17 protein-coding genes and 1 tRNA gene are annotated in these 18,125 nt (G+C 54.3%); 13 read left to right on the plus strand and 5 right to left on the minus strand.

Features of this window, described 5'->3' with window-relative positions; translation table 11 throughout:
* Window positions 1–42: 42 nt before the first annotated feature.
* From GGE09_RS11400 to GGE09_RS11410, 3 genes are all read right to left on the minus strand, one after another.
* Window positions 43–1,116 (minus strand): C4-dicarboxylate TRAP transporter substrate-binding protein, encoded by a 1,074-nt coding sequence (locus GGE09_RS11400; protein ID WP_309746260.1) that lies wholly within the window; start codon window positions 1,114–1,116, stop codon window positions 43–45.
* Between the two features lie 38 nt (window positions 1,117–1,154).
* Window positions 1,155–1,832, minus strand: coding sequence for a TetR/AcrR family transcriptional regulator (locus tag GGE09_RS11405; protein ID WP_309746261.1), 678 nt, complete (start codon window positions 1,830–1,832; stop codon window positions 1,155–1,157).
* 214 nt (window positions 1,833–2,046) lie between these two features.
* A tRNA-Ser gene (locus tag GGE09_RS11410) sits at window positions 2,047–2,136 on the minus strand.
* A 125-nt stretch (window positions 2,137–2,261) separates the two neighbouring features.
* Between GGE09_RS11410 and GGE09_RS11415 the strand changes: the two genes are divergently transcribed.
* The 8 genes from GGE09_RS11415 (at window position 2,262) to GGE09_RS11450 (ending at window position 10,084) form a co-directional block, all read left to right on the plus strand.
* Window positions 2,262–4,199 carry a sulfotransferase gene (locus tag GGE09_RS11415; RefSeq protein WP_309746262.1) on the plus strand — a complete coding sequence of 646 codons (1,938 nt, stop codon included), beginning with the start codon at window positions 2,262–2,264 and terminating at the stop codon, window positions 4,197–4,199.
* A gap of 204 nt (window positions 4,200–4,403) precedes the next feature.
* Window positions 4,404–5,078 carry a 50S ribosomal protein L21 gene (locus GGE09_RS11420; RefSeq protein WP_309746263.1) on the plus strand — a complete coding sequence of 225 codons (675 nt, stop codon included), beginning with the start codon at window positions 4,404–4,406 and terminating at the stop codon, window positions 5,076–5,078.
* A gap of 11 nt (window positions 5,079–5,089) precedes the next feature.
* The gene (gene rpmA / locus GGE09_RS11425; RefSeq protein ID WP_309746264.1) at window positions 5,090–5,359 is read left to right on the plus strand and encodes a 50S ribosomal protein L27; all 270 of its coding nucleotides are present in this window, start codon (window positions 5,090–5,092) and stop codon (window positions 5,357–5,359) included.
* A gap of 84 nt (window positions 5,360–5,443) precedes the next feature.
* The gene (locus GGE09_RS11430; protein ID WP_309746265.1) at window positions 5,444–6,043 is read left to right on the plus strand and encodes a LysE family translocator; all 600 of its coding nucleotides are present in this window, start codon (window positions 5,444–5,446) and stop codon (window positions 6,041–6,043) included.
* Between the two features lie 3 nt (window positions 6,044–6,046).
* Window positions 6,047–6,589, plus strand: coding sequence for a GNAT family N-acetyltransferase (locus tag GGE09_RS11435; RefSeq protein WP_309746266.1), 543 nt, complete (start codon window positions 6,047–6,049; stop codon window positions 6,587–6,589).
* A gap of 71 nt (window positions 6,590–6,660) precedes the next feature.
* The gene (obgE, locus tag GGE09_RS11440) at window positions 6,661–7,692 is read left to right on the plus strand and encodes a GTPase ObgE (protein ID WP_309746267.1); all 1,032 of its coding nucleotides are present in this window, start codon (window positions 6,661–6,663) and stop codon (window positions 7,690–7,692) included.
* Entirely contained in the window at window positions 7,680–8,822 is a 1,143-nt protein-coding gene (gene proB / locus GGE09_RS11445; RefSeq protein WP_309746268.1) for a glutamate 5-kinase, read from the plus strand. The genes obgE and proB overlap by 13 nt, the downstream gene beginning before the upstream one ends.
* Window positions 8,819–10,084: a glutamate-5-semialdehyde dehydrogenase gene (locus tag GGE09_RS11450; protein ID WP_309746269.1), complete on the plus strand. Its 1,266-nt coding sequence runs from the start codon at window positions 8,819–8,821 to the stop codon at window positions 10,082–10,084. The genes proB and GGE09_RS11450 overlap by 4 nt, the downstream gene beginning before the upstream one ends.
* Before the next feature lie 122 nt (window positions 10,085–10,206).
* Here the strand turns inward: GGE09_RS11450 and GGE09_RS11455 are convergent, their stop codons facing one another.
* Window positions 10,207–10,785 (minus strand): DUF882 domain-containing protein, encoded by a 579-nt coding sequence (locus tag GGE09_RS11455; protein WP_309746270.1) that lies wholly within the window; start codon window positions 10,783–10,785, stop codon window positions 10,207–10,209.
* A gap of 314 nt (window positions 10,786–11,099) precedes the next feature.
* On the opposite strand from GGE09_RS11455, the gene GGE09_RS11460 reads away from it, so the two are divergent.
* The 4 genes from GGE09_RS11460 to GGE09_RS11475 all read left to right on the plus strand — a co-directional run bounded on the left by GGE09_RS11460 (window position 11,100) and on the right by GGE09_RS11475 (window position 15,406).
* Window positions 11,100–12,707, plus strand: coding sequence for a L,D-transpeptidase family protein (locus tag GGE09_RS11460; protein WP_309746271.1), 1,608 nt, complete (start codon window positions 11,100–11,102; stop codon window positions 12,705–12,707).
* Window positions 12,708–12,787: 80 nt separating this feature from the next.
* Complete coding sequence (gene lpxD / locus GGE09_RS11465) at window positions 12,788–13,882, plus strand: UDP-3-O-(3-hydroxymyristoyl)glucosamine N-acyltransferase (RefSeq protein WP_309746272.1); 1,095 nt, start codon at window positions 12,788–12,790, stop codon at window positions 13,880–13,882.
* 38 nt (window positions 13,883–13,920) lie between these two features.
* Window positions 13,921–14,187 carry an acyl carrier protein gene (locus GGE09_RS11470; protein ID WP_405048548.1) on the plus strand — a complete coding sequence of 89 codons (267 nt, stop codon included), beginning with the start codon at window positions 13,921–13,923 and terminating at the stop codon, window positions 14,185–14,187.
* 4 nt (window positions 14,188–14,191) lie between these two features.
* Window positions 14,192–15,406 carry a beta-ketoacyl-[acyl-carrier-protein] synthase family protein gene (locus GGE09_RS11475; protein ID WP_309746274.1) on the plus strand — a complete coding sequence of 405 codons (1,215 nt, stop codon included), beginning with the start codon at window positions 14,192–14,194 and terminating at the stop codon, window positions 15,404–15,406.
* 54 nt (window positions 15,407–15,460) lie between these two features.
* Here GGE09_RS11475 and GGE09_RS11480 read toward each other — a convergent pair whose 3' ends face one another.
* Window positions 15,461–16,090, minus strand: a complete 630-nt coding sequence (locus GGE09_RS11480; protein ID WP_309746275.1) for an invasion associated locus B family protein — start codon at window positions 16,088–16,090, stop codon at window positions 15,461–15,463.
* Window positions 16,091–16,499: 409 nt separating this feature from the next.
* Here GGE09_RS11480 and GGE09_RS11485 point away from each other — a divergent pair, with 409 nt between their 5' ends.
* Complete coding sequence (locus tag GGE09_RS11485) at window positions 16,500–18,071, plus strand: DUF853 domain-containing protein (protein WP_309746276.1); 1,572 nt, start codon at window positions 16,500–16,502, stop codon at window positions 18,069–18,071.
* Window positions 18,072–18,125: the final 54 nt, after the last annotated feature.

Raw genomic sequence — 18,125 nt, forward strand, 5'->3', positions numbered from 1 at the left:
AACAAAAGGGCGGGCCGAACGACCCGCCCCGTTTCGTGTGATTTATTCTTGGTCCCAATTGCGCACAGGGGTCGCACCTGCCGCACGCATGGTATCCATATAGGCTTTTAGTACATTGCTGCCTGCAACCCCGTCACTGTCCAGCTTTTCCGCCCAAAGCTGTGCCACATTATCCATGCCAGCAGCCCATTCATCGCGAAAGGCTTGATCCACTTCAGTGATAGTTGCGCCATTGTCTTTCATGACGGTCAGGAATTTTTCCACCGTGGCATCAAGGTCTTTGTGATAGGCAATCCGGTCGGTGATGGCCGCCCCTTTCAGGGCTTTTTGCACCAGCGGGGGCAGGGCGTCATACCAGTCTTTATTGGCCGCCAGCCCGCCAGCATATTGCGCGCCAAAACCGACCCGCGTGACATAAGGCGCAACTTCGTACAATTTGCCCGGCACCGCTGCGGAGGCAAAAACAATCACCCCGTCATACACACCGGTTTTGATTTCATTGTAATAGGTGGTCAAATTGCCCGACACCCCAACAGCGCCTGTGCCTTTCAGCCAGTTCACCGCAGGCCCCGGTGCGCCGATCTTTTTGCCGTCCAGATCAGAGATTTTGTTCACCGGAAAATTGGTCATCAGCAAATAGTCATCAATCCCGATGGCGCCGCCCAGATATTCTAACCCGTTGGCTTCCCATGAGGCTTTCATATCGGCATTTTTATGCTGCAATTCATCCATCCATTCGGCCACAACCGTTGAATCGCTGGACACAAAAGGCGTGAAGTAAGTGACGTTTTGAACCGCCAGTTTAGCCGGATCAAACAGGCTGGATATCAGTCCGATTTCGGCCAGCCCTTCCTCGGTTGCTTCCAGTTCATCGCCCACTTTGGCCAAAGAGCCGCCGTATTGTTCGCTCCAGTTGATGGTGTAATCTGATCCTTCAAGGGCTGCGTTTACCGCAGGAATAAAGGTTTCGCTGGCATGTTTGACCCAGCGAAACACCGGCGGGTGGCCCGCCACAACTGTAGCGTTGATTTCCTCGGCCAGCACCGGCGGTGCAAGGGCCGTACTGCCAGCGACAAGGGCCGCAGCCCATGCACCTGTTTTGAAAAATTTGCTCATTCTATCCTCCCAGAATAGTCAAGTGGTTTGGTTTAAACTTAAGTCAGTGCGCGTATCCCCGAACAGATAAACGGCACAATTTTGGTCAGCATTTTATCTGCATCCCCGTCATCACACAGCCCGTTGGACAGACGCGCTGCACGGCCGGTTTTGGCCATCATGGTCATGCCGACCCCAATGGCGAACATATAGGCCCATACCGCATCTTCGCGGGTCAGGCCCGGTTCTACCTGAATGAAAGCCGTGATAAATTTTTGCGCGATCGGGTCGTAGTATTTCTCGGTCAGCAGCTGATCCCGATCGCTTGCGGAATTGGCTGTGGATACCAGAATTTGTGCAAAAGCCCCACCATCACGGGCCTGTGAAATCCCCGCCTCGATGGTGGGGCGGAACAGGGCCTCTACGATGTGTTCCAGACGGGGGGCAGCTGTGTCTCGTAGGATTGCGCCCAACAAATCCGCACGCCCCTGATTGATGTGTTCGGAGCGCCGCGAGATCATCGCCTCGAACAGGTCTTCTTTGGTTTTGAAATGGTAATGGATCAACCCCTGCGCCACACCCGCACGCTCTGCGATTTCACGCATGGTAGCGCCTTGATAGCCCGAGTTGGCAAAGACTGTTTCAGCGGAATCCAGAATCGCATCAAAACGCGTTTCCTTGGCTGTGGATAAAGTCTCCACACCAGCCGCCTTCACGTCACTTCCTCCAAGCCCCATTTCACCTCCCCAAGCTGCGGCAAAGCCGCTGAAATTAAGTGCTGTGTGATTTAACTGGTCACTCAGTCAGTATTTGATAGAGAAAGATTCGAGTCAAGCCTGTTGGGGTGAAAGTCGGTGTAGCGGAGAAGGGGATTTCGCAACTAAACTTGAATCGCAGAATGAATGGCCAAGTTCATGAAGGGAACTAAAGAGGGCTTAGGACGGGGATTTATGGCGGAGAGACAGGGATTCGAACCCTGGGTAGGCTTGCGCCCACAACGGTTTTCGAGACCGCCCCGTTCGACCACTCCGGCACCTCTCCGCGGGGTGTTGCTGGTCTCAACGGGCGCTTCTTAGCCAGCGTTGGGGTGCTGTGCAAGTCTGAAAGCGCTGGACAGGGCGAAGTTGGCTTGTCAAAAGCGCAGTTACACGGAAATTGGGGTTACTATGGCGGGCGCAGGCGCAACGATTAAACAGGTTCTGGATGCAGCGGAGCAGGCGGCGACAGCGGGGGATGTCGCACGTGCAGTGGCGCTTTACCGTCAGGTTTTGACCAAAGCCCCGAAACATTCCAAAGCAAAGAAAGCCTTGGCGCGGTTGGAAAAACAGGGCGGTACGGTCGGTCGGGCGATGACGCAGGCTGACGCTAATGTTTTGGTGCAAGTGCTGAATTCTGGTGATTTTGCGAATGCCCAGCGGGTGGCTCGTGACATGTCGGCAGCCTTCCCGAATGAACCCTTTGTGTATAATATTCTGGGTTATGCCAGTGGCATGGTTGGCGATCAAAAGGCGGCGATTGAGGCTTTTAAATGGGCGATCAAATTGAACCCGAATTTTGTTGAGGCGATGTCGAATTACGGGTCCTATCTGGTTCAGATCGAACGACCTAATGATGCGGTGCCTGTGTTGCAAAAGGCCATCGCGAAAAAACCGGATTATGCCGAGGCACATCACAATCTGGGGGTGGCATATTTCGCCATGGGTCAGTCGGATGCAGCGCTACAACACTATGATCTGGCGTTGAAATATGCGCCCAATTATGCCAATGCACTTAACAGTCGGGGGTCGTTGAAAACATCACGCCATGATCGTGTCGGGGCAGAAGCTGACTTTCGCGCAGCCCTTGCTATTGCGCCCAAAGATGCAGGGGCTTTGGCCAATCTGGCCGGGGTGTTTGCCGCGGACGGTAAAAGCGCCGAGGCGGTTGAGCTGCTAGAGCAGGCTCTGGTGATTGATTCCAAGAACACGGAAACTCTGCTGCAACTGGCGATCATATATAATGAGTCGGGCCAAAGCACGCAGGCGATTGGGGTATTCGAACGGGTGCTTGCAATTGAGCCCGCCCACGCACAGGCGTTGCGGATGATGCTGGATCTTGTGCCGCTTGGGGATCGCGGGCCGCTAATCTCGCAGATGGAAACCTTGTTTCAGGCTGAGCAAACTGCGCAGATTGATAAGGTTCACCTTGGTTTTGCGCTGGGACATCATTTTGAAAAAACCGGTGACTATGGCAAAAGCTATGCCTGTCTGGAAACGGCCAACAGGCTTTACCGCCAAGACATGCCGCCACTGCCCGAAACGGATGACAAGAAATTCGCTCGGATCACCAAGGCCTTTGAAACAGATGCTTTTGCCGCGCTACGCGATGCCGCGGACCCGACCGAGGTTCCGGTTTTCATACTGGGGATGATGCGCTCTGGCACGTCTTTGGTGGAACAGATCATCGCGACCCACAGTGATGTTTTCGGCGCCGGAGAATTGAACGCGGTGACGGAAATGGGCAAAACCCTTTATGATAAAGGTGCAAAGGCCACAGCAGCGGACGGGCAAGGGTTTACGACCGCTTATCTGGCAGAACTAACCCGCAATGCAAAAGGCGCCGCGCGGGTTGTGGATAAAATGCCGGGGAATTTTTTCAATGTGGGTTTGATTAAAACCCTGTTCCCAAATGCCAAGATCATCAACACGGTACGCGACCCGCGGGACAATTGCTTTTCCATCTATAAGAACTTCTTTGACACATACGCCCATCAATACGCCTATGACCAAGTTGAACTGGCGCGATTTGCCAACAGCTATAAACAAATGATGAACCGTTGGGATGAATTGTTCCCGGATCAGATTTACCACGTCAGTTACGAAGCACTGGTGGCTGACCAAGAGGGCGAAAGCCGCAAGCTGTTGGACTATTTGGGTCTTGAATGGCAAGATAGCGTGCTTGAGTTTCACAAAACAAAGCGGGCGGTGCGCACGGCCAGTGTCAATCAGGTTCGTCAGAAGATTTACCGCTCTTCGGTTAAGTCCTGGCAGAATTACGCGCCCTATCTGCAAGACCTGTATGAGGGTTTGGACAAAAAACTGTGGGCCGATGCTTTTGTGGATTGAAAAAGGGGCAAGCGGGTTGACAACGCACCTCTGATACCCGATACCCCGCGCACCTGACCTACATCCGTTCGTCGGGTAATTTTAATTTCGTCTAACCAAGACGCGCTGTCCGAGGCAGGGAAATCCCCTACGAACACCTCTGATCTGGATCAAAACCCGATCTAAGGGTGGCCACAGGACGCGGTAGATAAGAAGGTCGAACATATGTTCGCAGTCGTAAAAACTGGTGGCAAACAGTATAAAGTTGTTTCTGGCGATGTGCTGAAAATCGAAAAGATTGCAGGCAACGCCGGTGAAACCGTTCAATTCAACGAAGTTCTGATGCTGGGTGGTGATAGCACCACTGTTGGCACACCCACCGTTGCTGGTGCTGGTGTACAAGCTGAGATCCTTGAGCAGGCCAAAGGCCCGAAGGTTATCAACTATGTCAAACGTCGTCGTAAGCACTCTTCGCAGCGCAAAAAAGGCCACCGTCAGCAACTGACCGTTCTGCGTGTCACAGACATTTTGGCATCTGGCGCCGATAAATCTGGCGTTATGGCCGCTGTAAACGGCGCAGGCTTTGTGGTTGCACCTGTTGAAGCTGCCCCCAAGAAGGCCAAAGCAGACAAGAAAGCGGCCCCTAAAGCTGCGAAAAAATCCGAAGCAAAAGCCGAAACCGCTGCACCCGCAGTTGACGGTGCTGACGATCTGAAAAAACTGTCCGGCGTTGGCCCTGCACTTGAAAAGAAACTGAACGCTGCTGGCGTGACGTCTTTTGCGCAGATCGCAGCATGGGGCGAAGCAGACATCGCCGAGTTCGACGAGAAATTGTCGTTCAAGGGTCGTATTGAGCGTGAAGGCTGGGTAGACCAGGCTAAAGAACTGACTAAAGGCTAAGGAGAGACCTAATGGCACATAAAAAAGCAGGCGGCTCATCCCGCAACGGTCGCGACTCCGCTGGGCGTCGCTTGGGAATTAAAAAATACGGCGGCGAAGCTGTTATTCCGGGCAACATTCTTGCGCGTCAACGCGGCAACAAATGGTGGCCAGGTGAAGGCGTCGGCCAAGGCAAAGATCACACAATCTTTGCAACAGTAGAAGGCGCCGTGTCGTTCCGTAAGGGATTCAAAAACCGTACCTTTATTTCGGTTCTCCCGGTGGCAGAGGCCGCAGAATAAGCCGAACCAACATCGGAATTTAAAAATTCTAAAGGGTCGGTTGAAAAACCGGCCCTTTTTCCATTTCAAAGGCACCTATTTCAAATGAGCGTTGCAACCGTGACATTTCTGGCATTCGCAGCCAGTCAGGTCGGCACACCGGGCCCGGCAAATATGGCTTTGCTGGCAACGGGGGCCCGCTATGGGCTGCGCGCATCATTGCGATTTGTGGCTGGTGTGGCGGTTGGTAAGCAGTTGATCATCTGGCCAATCGGTTTTGGGTTAATGGGGCTGGCCACGCAAGTTCCCTTGCTCTTTACCGCGCTGAAATTCATCTCGGCAGCCTATATCATCTGGCTGGCGTGGAAAGTTGCGAATCTGAAGCTGACACCGGGACGGGCCGCAGGCGCGGCTCCGGGATTTGCCGCAGGTTTGATTGTTCATCCGCTCAACCCCAAGGCTTGGGCGATGATAACCGCAGGATTTACCAATTTTGTGGAACCAGGCACGCCAACTCTACAGGCCACTGCGATTATCGCGGCTTGTTTGTTCGCCTGTCAGGTCGTTCTGCACCCGTTGTGGTGTTGGGGCGGCGATCGTTTAGCCGCGACGGTGGCTGGGAAACCAGCGGAGCGGTGGTTAATGTGGGCGCTTGCCGCGCTTACAGTTCTAAGTGTTTTATTTGTACTGGTTCAGGGAGGTTGACCCATGATGCAATCTGAAATTTCCGGCCAAATGGTCATTCCGACAGAGCGATTTACGCTGCGTCCGATCCGATCATCCGATTGCGGCCTAATTGAGCTTTACGCCGCAGACGTGCGTTTGGCTAAAATGACAACGGATATTCCGCACCCGCTGCCTCCGGGCGTGATGGCGGTCTATTTGGACCGCGTGACCAAGAAGGACAGCGCCGAAAACGTCTGGGCCATTGATGGCACCAGTCAGGACGCGGGGGAGTTTCTGGGCCTGATGGAACTGGAAAACGTCACCGAAGGCCAGTCCAAGGTCAGTTACTGGATTGCGCCGCAATTCTGGAACACCGGTCTTGCCAGCGAGGCGTTGACCGCGCTGGTCAAGGCCAACCCATTGAATGATCGTTCACTGGTTGCAAGTATCTTTCAGGACAATCCTGCCTCGGCAAAGGTTGTGACCAACGCGGGATTCGCCTTGATCGGCGAAAGTGAGGTGTTTTGCCTTGCACGCAACGGTATGGTGGATACATGGGACTATGTGCTGCGCATCGAAGATTAGCCCAACTGTCGGGTTGAGCCGCGCTTGCCCTTGATATATCCGTGGCCCAACCGGTCAGAAAGCCTAACCACATGAAATTCCTCGACCTAGCCAAAGTACATCTTAAATCCGGCGCAGGCGGCAACGGCTGTGTCTCGTTCCGCCGCGCTGCCCACGAAGAATTCGGCGGGCCGGACGGGGGTAATGGCGGGCAGGGCGGTGATGTCTGGGCTGTCGCTGTTGATGGGCTGAACACGTTAATCGACTTTCGCTATCAACAACACTTCTTTGCCAAAAACGGCCGCCCTGGTATGGGCAAGCAGCGTTCGGGAAAAGACGGCGAAGACAGTATTTTGCACGTGCCTGTGGGAACGGAAATTCTGGAAGAGGACGAAGATACCGTGATTGCGGATCTGACCTATGTGGGGCAGCGGGTTTTGCTGGCCTCGGGTGGGAATGGCGGGTTTGGTAACCTGCATTTCAAATCTTCAACCAATCAGGCGCCGCGCCGCGCCAATCCGGGTCAGCCGATTGTAGAGCGCACCGTCTGGCTGCGGCTGAAACTGATCGCGGATGCGGGTCTTTTGGGGCTTCCCAATGCAGGAAAATCCACCTTTCTGGCCGCCACGTCCAATGCGCGCCCGAAAATCGCTGACTATCCCTTCACAACGCTGCATCCTAATCTGGGCGTTGTGGGCGTGGACAATGCTGAATTTGTGATCGCTGATATTCCCGGCCTGATCGCAGGTGCCCATGAAGGCAAAGGCATCGGGGACCGGTTCCTTGGCCACGTAGAACGCTGTGCGGTTCTGTTGCATCTGATTGATGGCACCAGTGATGATGTTGTGGGCGACTATCACACCATCATTACCGAATTAGAAGAATACGGCGGCGATCTGGCCGATAAACCCCGTGTAACTGCGCTGAACAAAATTGACGCGCTGGACGATGTCGAGCAGGCTGAAAAGCACAATGCGCTGGAACAGGCGACAGGGGGCACGGTCTATCAGATTTCCGGCGTGGCACGGGATGGTTTGACCGAGGTTCTGCGTGCGGTACGGGCCGAAATCCTAAGCCGGAACAAGGCGGAGGCAGCACCGGAGGATACTGGATGGCGTCCGTAAACTCTGGCTTTGAATCTGTTGGTGAAAACCCGCTGAAAACCGCCAAACGTGTGGTGGTCAAGATCGGCTCTGCGCTTTTGGTGGATGCGGCGTCTGGCCAGTTGCGGTTAGACTGGCTGAAATCACTGGCTTTAGATATTTGTGCTCAAAAGAAGCAGGGGCGTGACGTTGTTGTGGTCAGTTCAGGCTCAATTGCGCTGGGACGGCGGGTTCTGGGGCTGGCAGAGGGTGTTTTGCCGCTGGAACAGGCCCAAGCGGCGGCGGCTGTCGGGCAAATCCGGCTGGCGCGGGCTTACGAAGAAATTCTGGCACCCTATGATATAAAAACCGCACAAGTTCTGCTGACGCTGGACGATAGCGCCAACCGGCGGCGGTATCTGAATTCCCGCGCCACGTTTGAGGCTTTGCTGGGGTACGGCGTGGTGCCGATCGTGAATGAAAATGACACGGTGGCCACCGATGAAATCCGCTTCGGTGACAATGACAGGCTGGCCGCACAAGTGGCCTCTATGGCGGGGGCGGATGTGTTGGTTCTGCTGTCTGACGTGGATGGTTTTTACTCAGCCAATCCCAAAACCGATCCGGATGCCCGTAAGTTTGAAACTGTTTCGGAAATCACGCCTGAACTGGAAGCTATGGCAGGAGATGCTGGTACAGCGGCGGCCAAGGGCGGGATGAAGACCAAGCTGATGGCGGCGAAAACCGCAATGCAGGCGGGGTGTGCCATGGCGATAATGGAAGGCAACCAGTTGGAACCGCTCGGGGCATTGCAAAGCGGCGCGCCTTCGTCGTGGTTTCTGGCGGCGACCAATCCCAAAGCGGCGCGCAAGCAATGGATTGCAGGTATGAAGCCGCGTGGCACAGTCGTAGTGGATGCAGGCGCAGCACAGGCGTTGCAATCGGGAAAATCCTTGCTGTCTGCCGGGGTTTTATCGGTGCAAGGCAAGTTTGATCGGGGTGATCCTGTTCGCATCGTTGATTTAAATAATATTGAGTATGGTCGCGGCCTTATCGGGTACAGTTCAAGCGAAGCTGTGGCGATTGCAGGGCGTAAAAGCAGTGAAATCGCTGAGGTTTTGGGCCACACAGGCCGCGCGGCGCTGGTGCACCGCGACGATATGGTGACATGAGGGAAGACATGGATATTCAGGCAGAAATGCAGACCATTGGCAAAGCCGCCAAAACAGCCAGCGCGGAATTAGCCTATGCCACGGCAGATCAGAAACAGCAGGCTTTGAACGCTGCTGCGGATGCAATGGAGCGGCGCATGGATGATCTGATTGCAGCCAACAGGCTGGATTTGGATTTTGGGCGCGACAAAGGCCTGTCGCCTGCCATGATGGACCGTTTGATGCTGGACGCAGATCGTATAACGGCCATGGCATCGGGTGTTCGCTCGGTCGCGGGGCAGGTTGATCCGGTTGGCAGTGTGATCGCTGAATGGACCCAGCCTACGGGCCTGCATATCCAACGGGTGCGCACGCCTTTGGGGGTGATTGGGGTGATTTATGAAAGCCGCCCGAATGTAACCGCTGATGCGGGGGCTTTATGCCTGAAAGCGGGCAATGCGGCAATTTTGCGGGGTGGGTCGGAAAGTTTCCATTCCTCGGGATTGATCCATGAATGTCTGGTCGAAGGTTTAACCAACGCGGGCCTGCCTGCTACGGCCATCCAACTGGTGCCGACGCGGGATCGCGCGGCCGTGGGGGAAATGCTGGGCATGACCGATTATATCGACGTGATCGTGCCTCGGGGGGGCAAAGGTTTGGTGGCGCGGGTTCAAGCCGATGCGCGAGTACCGGTTTTTGCCCATCTCGAAGGGATTTGCCACATCTACGTGGATGCCAGCGCGGATGTTGAAAAAACCTGTGCGGTTGTGTTGAACGCTAAAACGCGGCGCACAGGGATTTGCGGTTCAGCCGAATGTCTGTTGGTGGATCGCGGCTTTTTTGAAACGCATGGCGCACCCTTTGTTGAAGATCTGTTAAAGGCTGGTGTTGAAGTCCGCGCGGACGCCTCTTTGCAAGGGATCAACGGTGTTGTGTCCGCGTCGAACGATGATTTTGGTCATGAGTTTCTGGACATGATAATCGCCGCCAAACTGGTTGACGGGGTGGACGGTGCGATTGCGCATATCCAGCAGTATGGGTCAAACCACACGGATTGTATCATGGCCGAAGACGGCGTCGTTGTAGACCGTTTTTTCAGTCGGTTGGACAGCGCGATTTTGATGCACAATGCCTCGACCCAATTTGCAGATGGGGGAGAATTTGGCATGGGGGCGGAGATCGGCATCGCCACAGGTAAAATGCACGCACGCGGGCCCGTAGGGGCGGAACAACTGACCAGTTTTAAATATCTGGTGCGTGGGGACGGCACTGTACGGGCTTGATTTAAAAGCCTTTTGCAACGGGCACACCAATAAGACAAAATAAAACCCGCAGCAGCGGGTTTTATTTTGAACTGTGTGGAACCTTTTAGGTTCCAGCGCGTTATATATGTAAGACGGTTAGATTAGCCGCCCCAAGTACGAACAGGACCGCAATCCAGATGCACAAAATTGGACCGATAGTATTTGCCCACACCACCTGCATGACAGGCAAGGCCCGCTTTGGAAATTTGTGTGACCGAACGGGAACCAAGACGCAAATCAGCGGCCATGCCTTTGATGTGGTAGCTGGATTTGGCAACACCCCGTGATCTGCCGCGCAACATCGCGTTCGTGCGGGCTGTGCGGTAACCGGACAGAACCAAAAACGGTTCTGTTGTTTCCAGCAGATTGTGCGTTGCTGCGATCAGGTCGACGTTGCGGCGATCCATGTTGCGAACAGAATTTTCACGCCAGTCGCGCATGAAGTAGTTGATCTCTTCCAGCGCTGGATTGATGTATTCACCTTCGATCCAATAGATCGAATTCAGCGATTCACCTGTCCGTTGGTTCCGAAGGTTCACTTTGCGAATATTGCCAGCGCCTTTATTGTAGCTGGCAGCCTTGGCGAAGTGCGGGGCTGCTGGAACCATTGCGACTGCTGCGAAAGCGCCCAGCAGTTTACGGCGCGATAATATATCGGTGGGAGTGCCCATGATTGTCATTCTCTGTCTCGTCTCTGCGGCCCCACTTAGGTGGCGCTCATTTAGTGTCCCGGTAACATTTGCTGACGTTTTATTACACATTCCGATTCTTGCGCCAAGTTTTTAGATTTCGGATGAGCGTTTTTCTGCTTACTTCCCGAAGCCTTACCTGTTTTATTAGAATGCGTGATTTTGATCACATTTTGTTCCGCCTCACCGTTGTAGATAAACAGCGATTTAGGCGAAAATAAGCTAAAAACACGATTGAACTATATTTTTCCTTCAGGCGCTGGAATAGGTAAGGGAAGGAAAACTATCTGAGTACTGAGGGAACTATGTATTTTTTAAGAACCGGATTATTAGGATTCGCAGCTTCTGCGGCCATAACACTTGTTTCGGGTTTTGCCATCCAACCCGCTTTTGCCAACACCACCAACGTGGAATTATCCACTGCGATTCTGGGCGACAAATCCGTTGCCAGCGATGCACGCCAGTTTTATGCCAACCGCAATTACCAGCCAATTTGGGTTGGCACCGCCAACCGCGCACGGGCTGAAGCCCTGATTGACGCTTTGCGCAATTCATCCGAGCAGGGGTTGCCGACCTCGCAATACCGTGTGGCTGAATTAGAAGACGCGCTGCGCAAAGCCCGCACCGGCGATGGATCTGCCACCGAATTGATGGCCACACGTATTTTCCTAGATTATGCGCAGGACCTGTCTTCGGGTGTGCTTGAGCCGATCAAAGTTGATCGCGAAATTGCAGTTCAGCCGCCGCGCCGTTCCGAGATTGCATTGCTAGAAGCCATTTCCAAAAGCTCCCCCAGCGGGTTTTTTCGGGCTTTGGTGCCACAACACCCTGAATACGCGCGTCTTTTGAAAGAAAAGGCACGGTTGGAACGATTGATCGGAATGGGCGGCTACGGTGAGAAAATTCCCGTTGCAACTTTGAAACCCGGCTCATCCAGCAAGAACGTCATCGCCATGCGGACCCGTCTGTCGCAACTTGGCTATGGCTCATTGGGCGCGGACACCGCCTTTGATGAACGTCTGGTTGAAGTGGTTAAGGAGTTTCAAACCGATTACGGCCTGACAGCGGACGGCGTTGCGGGACCGGGTACTCTTAAAGTGATGAACACGTCGGCGGAAACGCGGTTGCAGCAGGTTTTGGTAAACCTGGAGCGGGAACGCTGGATGAACCGCGAGCGGGGTAAACGCCACATTGTAGTGAATTTGGCAGATTTTTCGTTCAATCTGTACGATAACAACAAAGTGTCTTTCACGTCGATTACTGTAATTGGTAAAGTTTCCAAAGACCGCACACCCGAGTTTCACGACGAAATGACCCATATGGTCGTAAACCCGACGTGGCACGTTCCGCGTTCGATTGCTGGTAAAGAGTATTTGCCAATTCTGAAAAAAGACCCGGGATTTCTGGCCCGCCGGAACATGGTTATGGTCGGGCGCAATGGTAAAGCGGTAAATCCGGCGGCTGTGAATCTGGCTGGCTATTCTACCAAAAACTTTCCCTACAGCATCAAACAGCGGCCTTCTAACAGCAATGCGCTGGGGCTGGTGAAGTTCATGTTCCCGAATAAATACAACATCTACCTGCATGACACGCCGTCCAAAAGCCTGTTCAACCGCGAAGTGCGGGCGTTCAGCCATGGCTGTGTGCGGGTCCAAAAACCCTTTGAATTCGCCTATAAACTGCTGGAGCGTCAGACCTCTAATCCAGAAGGCGCTTTTAAGTCCTGGTTGAACACAGGGCGCGAGCAATATGTGAACCTTGAAACGCCTGTTCCGGTCTATCTGGATTACCGCACCGCGTTTTTCGGTGAAACGGGCCACGTAAACTATCGCCGTGATATTTATGGCCGCGATAAAACAATCTTCAACGCGCTTCACAAAGCTGGGGTGGCCTTGGAAGCCGTTCAAGGCTAAAACCGCGACAGATTTCGGGGAAACGGGCGCCGGATCAGGCGCCCGTTTTCGTTTGTAGACTGCATCTTTCGGGGGCACCCTTGACCAGATTCACCATAAAACAGATCGCTAATGCGCTCGGGGCCGAGGCTGTTGGCGACACCAGCCTGATGATTTCAGCGGTGCAAGAGCCGCAAAATGCTGCGACTGATCAATTGGCCCTTGCGATGGAGCCAAGCTATGCAGAGCCTTTGACCGCTGGTCGGGCGCAGGCGGCTATCTTGTGGGACGGTGCTGATTGGCAGGCGCTGGGTTTGAAAGCAGCGATCTTTGCACCCCGCTCGCGCTATGTGCTTTCAGGGGTGACGCGGGTGTTTGAACATGCGCCTGACATTCCCGAAGGAATCCATTCAACTGCGGTGATTGATCCCACTGCCAAATTGGGTGCCAATCCGTCGATTGGCCCATTTGTGGTGATCGGGGCTGGAGCTGTGATCGGGGATAATGCGCGGATTGCCAGCCATGTGTCCATCGGACGCGATGCGCAGATCGGCAGGAACGCGACGATTTACCAAGGTACGCATATCGGCGCACGGGTGCGCATTGGCGATGACTTCTACGCACAACAAGGGGCTGCAATTGGGGTGGACGGGTTTTCTTATGTCACTCCGAAACCCGGCGCAGTTGAGGAAGCCCGCGCCACAGGGCAGATCACCAGCGCCAGCCAAACGGCCGGATTTGCACGGATCAACTCGCTTGGTTCGGTGATCCTTGGGGATCGCGTAGAAGTGGGCGCGAACACGGCAATTGATCGCGGGACTATCGCCAACACAATCATCGGAGACGGGACCAAATTGGATAATTTGGTGCATGTGGGGCATAATGTGACTGTGGGGCAGAACTGTTTGCTGTGTGGTCAAGTGGGCGTGGCTGGCAGCACCAAGATCGGCGATCGCGTGGTGCTGGGTGGTCAGGTGGGCGTGGCGGATCACATCACCATTGGCTCTGACGTGATTGCGGCGGGGAAATCCGGTATTTCCAGCAATGTGCCTTCGGGCCGTTTGATGATGGGCAGTCCGGCAATGAAAATGGACCTGAACATCGAATCCTATAAGGCGCTGCGCCGCTTGCCCCGACTGGTGGCAAAAGTCGCACGTTTGGAAAAGACTGTTTTCAAGTCGGACGAAAATGAGTAATCACTCAGCCGAGACTTGAGCCGAGGACGCGTTTGCACATGTCAGTCAGTGAAAAAATCCGTGAAATCCTGGCCGAGCAGGCGTTACTGTCCGCGTCAGACGTATCTTCTACAGCCACGCTTGAAGACTTGGCGATCGACAGCATGGGGGTGGTTGAAGTGATCTTCGCCATCGAAGAGGCGTTCACGATTGAAGTGCCGTTTAATGCAAATGATCCAGAAGCCTCGGCCTTTGATGTGTCCTCGGTGCAGGCCATCACGCAGGCCGTGGAACAGTTGATCGCCGCTCAAAAGCCCACAGGATGATCCAATGACCCGCCGTGTTGTGATCACAGGGCAAGGCGCGATTTGTGCGCTTGGACATACGGCCCCGGCCATTGTATCTGCCATGATGGAAGGTACCTGTGGCATCGGTTCGCTGGATTTTCCGAATGTTGACCGCCTGTCCATCCAGATCGGTGGGCAGGTTCAAGGCTTTGATCCGACACAACATTTTACCAGATCCCAAATGGCGCTGTTTGATCCTTTTACCCAATTCGCTGTTCTGGCCGCCCAAGAGGCCATGGCCCAGTCCGGTGTCACCCTGACGGATGAGCTGTCCTTAAAAACGGGTGTTATTTTAGGGTCGGCTGGCGGCGGATTGCAGACACAAGATGAAAACTACCGCACTGTCTATGAAGAGGGTAAAAACCGCGTTCACCCCTTTGTGGTGCCCCGTTTGATGATGAATGCGGCCTCTAGCCAAGTCTCGATGATTTTTGGTGCCCGTGGGCCGTGTTTTACGGTGGCAACGGCCTGTGCCTCGTCCAATCATGCTATGGGGCAGGCCTTTCAGATGATCCGCAGCGGCGCGGCGGATGTTATGATCACAGGTGGCAGCGATAGTATGCTGTGCTTTGGCGGGATCAAGGCGTGGGAGGGTCTGCGCGTTATGTCTGCCGACGGGTGCCGCCCGTTTTGCGCTAGTCGTAACGGCATGGTGCAGGGTGAAGGCGCTGCGGTGTTTGTCTTTGAAGATCTGGACCACGCCCGCGCAAGAGGCGCAACCATTCTGGCCGAGGTGGCAGGGTTTTCCATGACTGCGGATGCTGGTGATATTATTGTGCCAAACCAAGACGGGGCGGCACGGGCCATGCGTGGCGCACTGGCGGATGGGGGTATTGATGCGGCCCAAATCGGCTATGTAAACGCCCATGGCACCGCCACCACTGTGAATGACAGAACCGAAGTGGCAGCGCTGCGCAGCGCTCTTGGTAGCGCCGCAGAAAGTGTTGCGGTGTCGTCCACCAAATCCATGCACGGGCATATTATGGGGGGCACAGGGGCGGTTGAGCTGTTGTCCTGCATCGCCGCGGTCAAAGACGGGCATCTTGCCCCCACTGTGAACCACCGTACGCCTGATCCGGACTGTGATCTGGATATCGTCGCCAATATTGCCCGTGACGTAAAAGTTGATGTGGCGATCAGCAACGCCTTTGCTTTTGGCGGCCTGAACGCCGTTATCGCCCTGCGCCGTTTCCCATAAAAAAACCCCGCCGAAGCGGGGTGTTTTCAAATCGTTAACTTGGCAGGTGCCAGATTATTTTGGTGCGATTGCAGTCCATGCGGCGGTGAACCCGCTTAGGGACAGTTCCAGTTCCAGCGGCTCTTCAGGGGCTGCAACGGATGCGATGGTCACGACGGTTGTAACACCCTTTTTCATGGCATCAATTTCACCAGCAGTCATACCGAAACGGGCATAACACCCAAGGTTGTCACACCAAGTATAAGGGTAGCGCTTTGCTTTGGCTGCGTCGATTTTCATCACCAGTTGTGCTGTCAGCAATGTGCCAAGCGGGGTTGCCATATCAACGCCAGCAACCGCTTTGCCACCTTTTGGCAGGGCTTGCATATCCAACTGCGCAATGCTGTTGCCGTCTTTGTCGGTCAACAGGTTGAACAGACGGCAGACTTCCTCTTCGCCTTCGGGGGCTTTGATGCAGCGCACTTGCCACTGGCCGTGCTCTTCTTTCAGATAGCCTTGGCCTTCTTCAGGGGCTGCATTTTCGTCAGCTACTTTATATTCGCTGTCGGCCGCGTTGGCTTGGTCCGCTGGGGCGGTTTCAGTCTGTGTTGTTGCTTCGGTGGTTTCTGTCGTGGTCTCTTGTGCATGGACGACAGGGGCTGCCAACAACAAAACAAGAGCAAACGGGATCAGTGTATTCTTCATCAAGAGGCCTATGGTCTGGTTCGTTTCAATGGGCGTTACATAAAACGATTTTACGGGAATGTCAGGAGTAAATTTCAAATGTGCGGGCCTTCGCCCATGGGGTGCAGTCAACAGTCCGTGTAGAAAAAACAAGGGTCTGACATGAAGAAGACGCTCGGAGTGTTCTCCTAAGCGTCTTCGGTTCTGCTGTAAGCAGTTCTCCCCGTCGGACTGGCCGATCAATTGTAAATGCACGCTATGCGAGAATTTTCGTCGCGTCAACAGGGGCTTGGGGCAAACTTAACTTATTTAGTAATTCTTGCGGTCTTGGTGGAATTACTGACCGAATAGTCAAAAAACAGGGTAATTCCGCAGTGGTAAACACGTCTGATTTCGCTATTCTCGGCGCAAATTTGCAGGAGCAGCAGGCATGGATACTTCAGAAACTCTTTTCATCGGTGGCGGTGGTGAAAACTACGGTGAACCCCAATCCCTGATATTGAAATATGCCAACCGCCACGGATTAATCGCAGGAGCGACTGGCACCGGAAAAACCGTCACCTTGCAAATTCTTGCCGAAAGTTTTTCCAAAGCGGGCGTGCCAGTGGTGTTGTCTGACGTCAAAGGCGATCTGTCCGGATTGGCCAAATCAGGCTCGCCCGATTTCAAATTGCACGAAGCATTCACCAGCCGTGCCGAAAAAATCGGCTTTTCAGACTTTGACTATGATAAATTTCCCGTCACGTTTTGGGATTTGTTCGGCGAGCAGGGCCATCCGGTGCGCACGACAATTTCCGAAATGGGGCCTTTGTTATTATCCCGCCTGATGGAATTAACCGAGGCGCAAGAGGGCGTGTTGAACATCGCCTTCCACGTGGCGGATGAACAGGGTCTCGCGCTGCTGGACATGAAAGACCTGCGCGCCATGTTGGTCTGGCTGGGCGAAAACGAGGACGCGATTTCGCTGGAGTACGGCAATGTGGCCCGCAGTTCCATCGGTGCGATCCAGCGGCGCTTGCTGGTGTTGGAAAATCAAGGCGCGGATGCGTTTTTCGGGGAACCGGCACTTGATCTTAACGATATGATTTCCACCACTGCGGGCGGGCAGGGGCGGATCAACATCCTTGCTGCTGATAAGCTGATGCAATCCCCCCGGCTCTACGCCACTTTCCTGCTGTGGATGCTCTCTGAATTGTTCGAAATGCTGCCCGAGGTGGGCGATCCTGACAAACCAAAACTGGTTTTCTTCTTTGACGAGGCCCATTTGCTGTTTGATGATGCCCCAAAAGCCCTGCTCGACAAGGTGGAACAAGTGGCCCGCCTGATCCGCTCCAAAGGGGTCGGGGTTTACTTTGTGTCGCAAAATCCGGCTGATGTGCCGGATGATATTCTGGGCCAGCTTGGCAACCGCGTCCAACATGCCCTGCGCGCCTTTACCCCCAAAGACCAGAAAGCCCTGCGACTGGCCGCCGCCACTTTTCGCGCCAATCCCGCCTTTGATACGATGGACGCCATCACCCAAGTGGGTGTGGGCGAGGCGTTGGTCTCGACCCTTGAAAAGAAAGGCATGCCTTCCATTGTGGAACGCACCTTGATCCGCCCGCCATCATCGCAATTGGGGCCGATCACGGACGTAGAACGCAAAGCCGTCATCGCGAATTCCCCCGTTGCGGGCCTGTATGAAACCCTGGTGGATCGCGAAAGCGCCTTTGAAAAACTACGCAAACGGGCCGAAGATGCAGCAACCGAGGCTGAAAAGCTGGAACGTGCCGCGCAAGACGCAGAAAACCGCGATAATGCCGAGGCCGAACGCACCCGCGAATTCCAAAGGGCGCGGCGTTATGACGGGCAATCCACCCGCAGCAGTACCCCCACAAAACGCAGCTCCAGCCGCGACAGTATCGGTACAACTTTTGCCAAATCACTAGCCCGCCAATTGGGCACTAAAACCGGCCAAACCCTGATCCGCGGCGTGTTGGGCAGCCTGTTCAAAGGCCGCTAAACCAAAAACGTCAAAGGACGGGGATTCTCCAACCTCTTTTTGGTTCAAATATCC

It is taken from the genome of Roseobacter sp. N2S (assembly GCF_031454055.1).
Classification (GTDB): Bacteria; Pseudomonadota; Alphaproteobacteria; order Rhodobacterales; family Rhodobacteraceae; genus Amylibacter.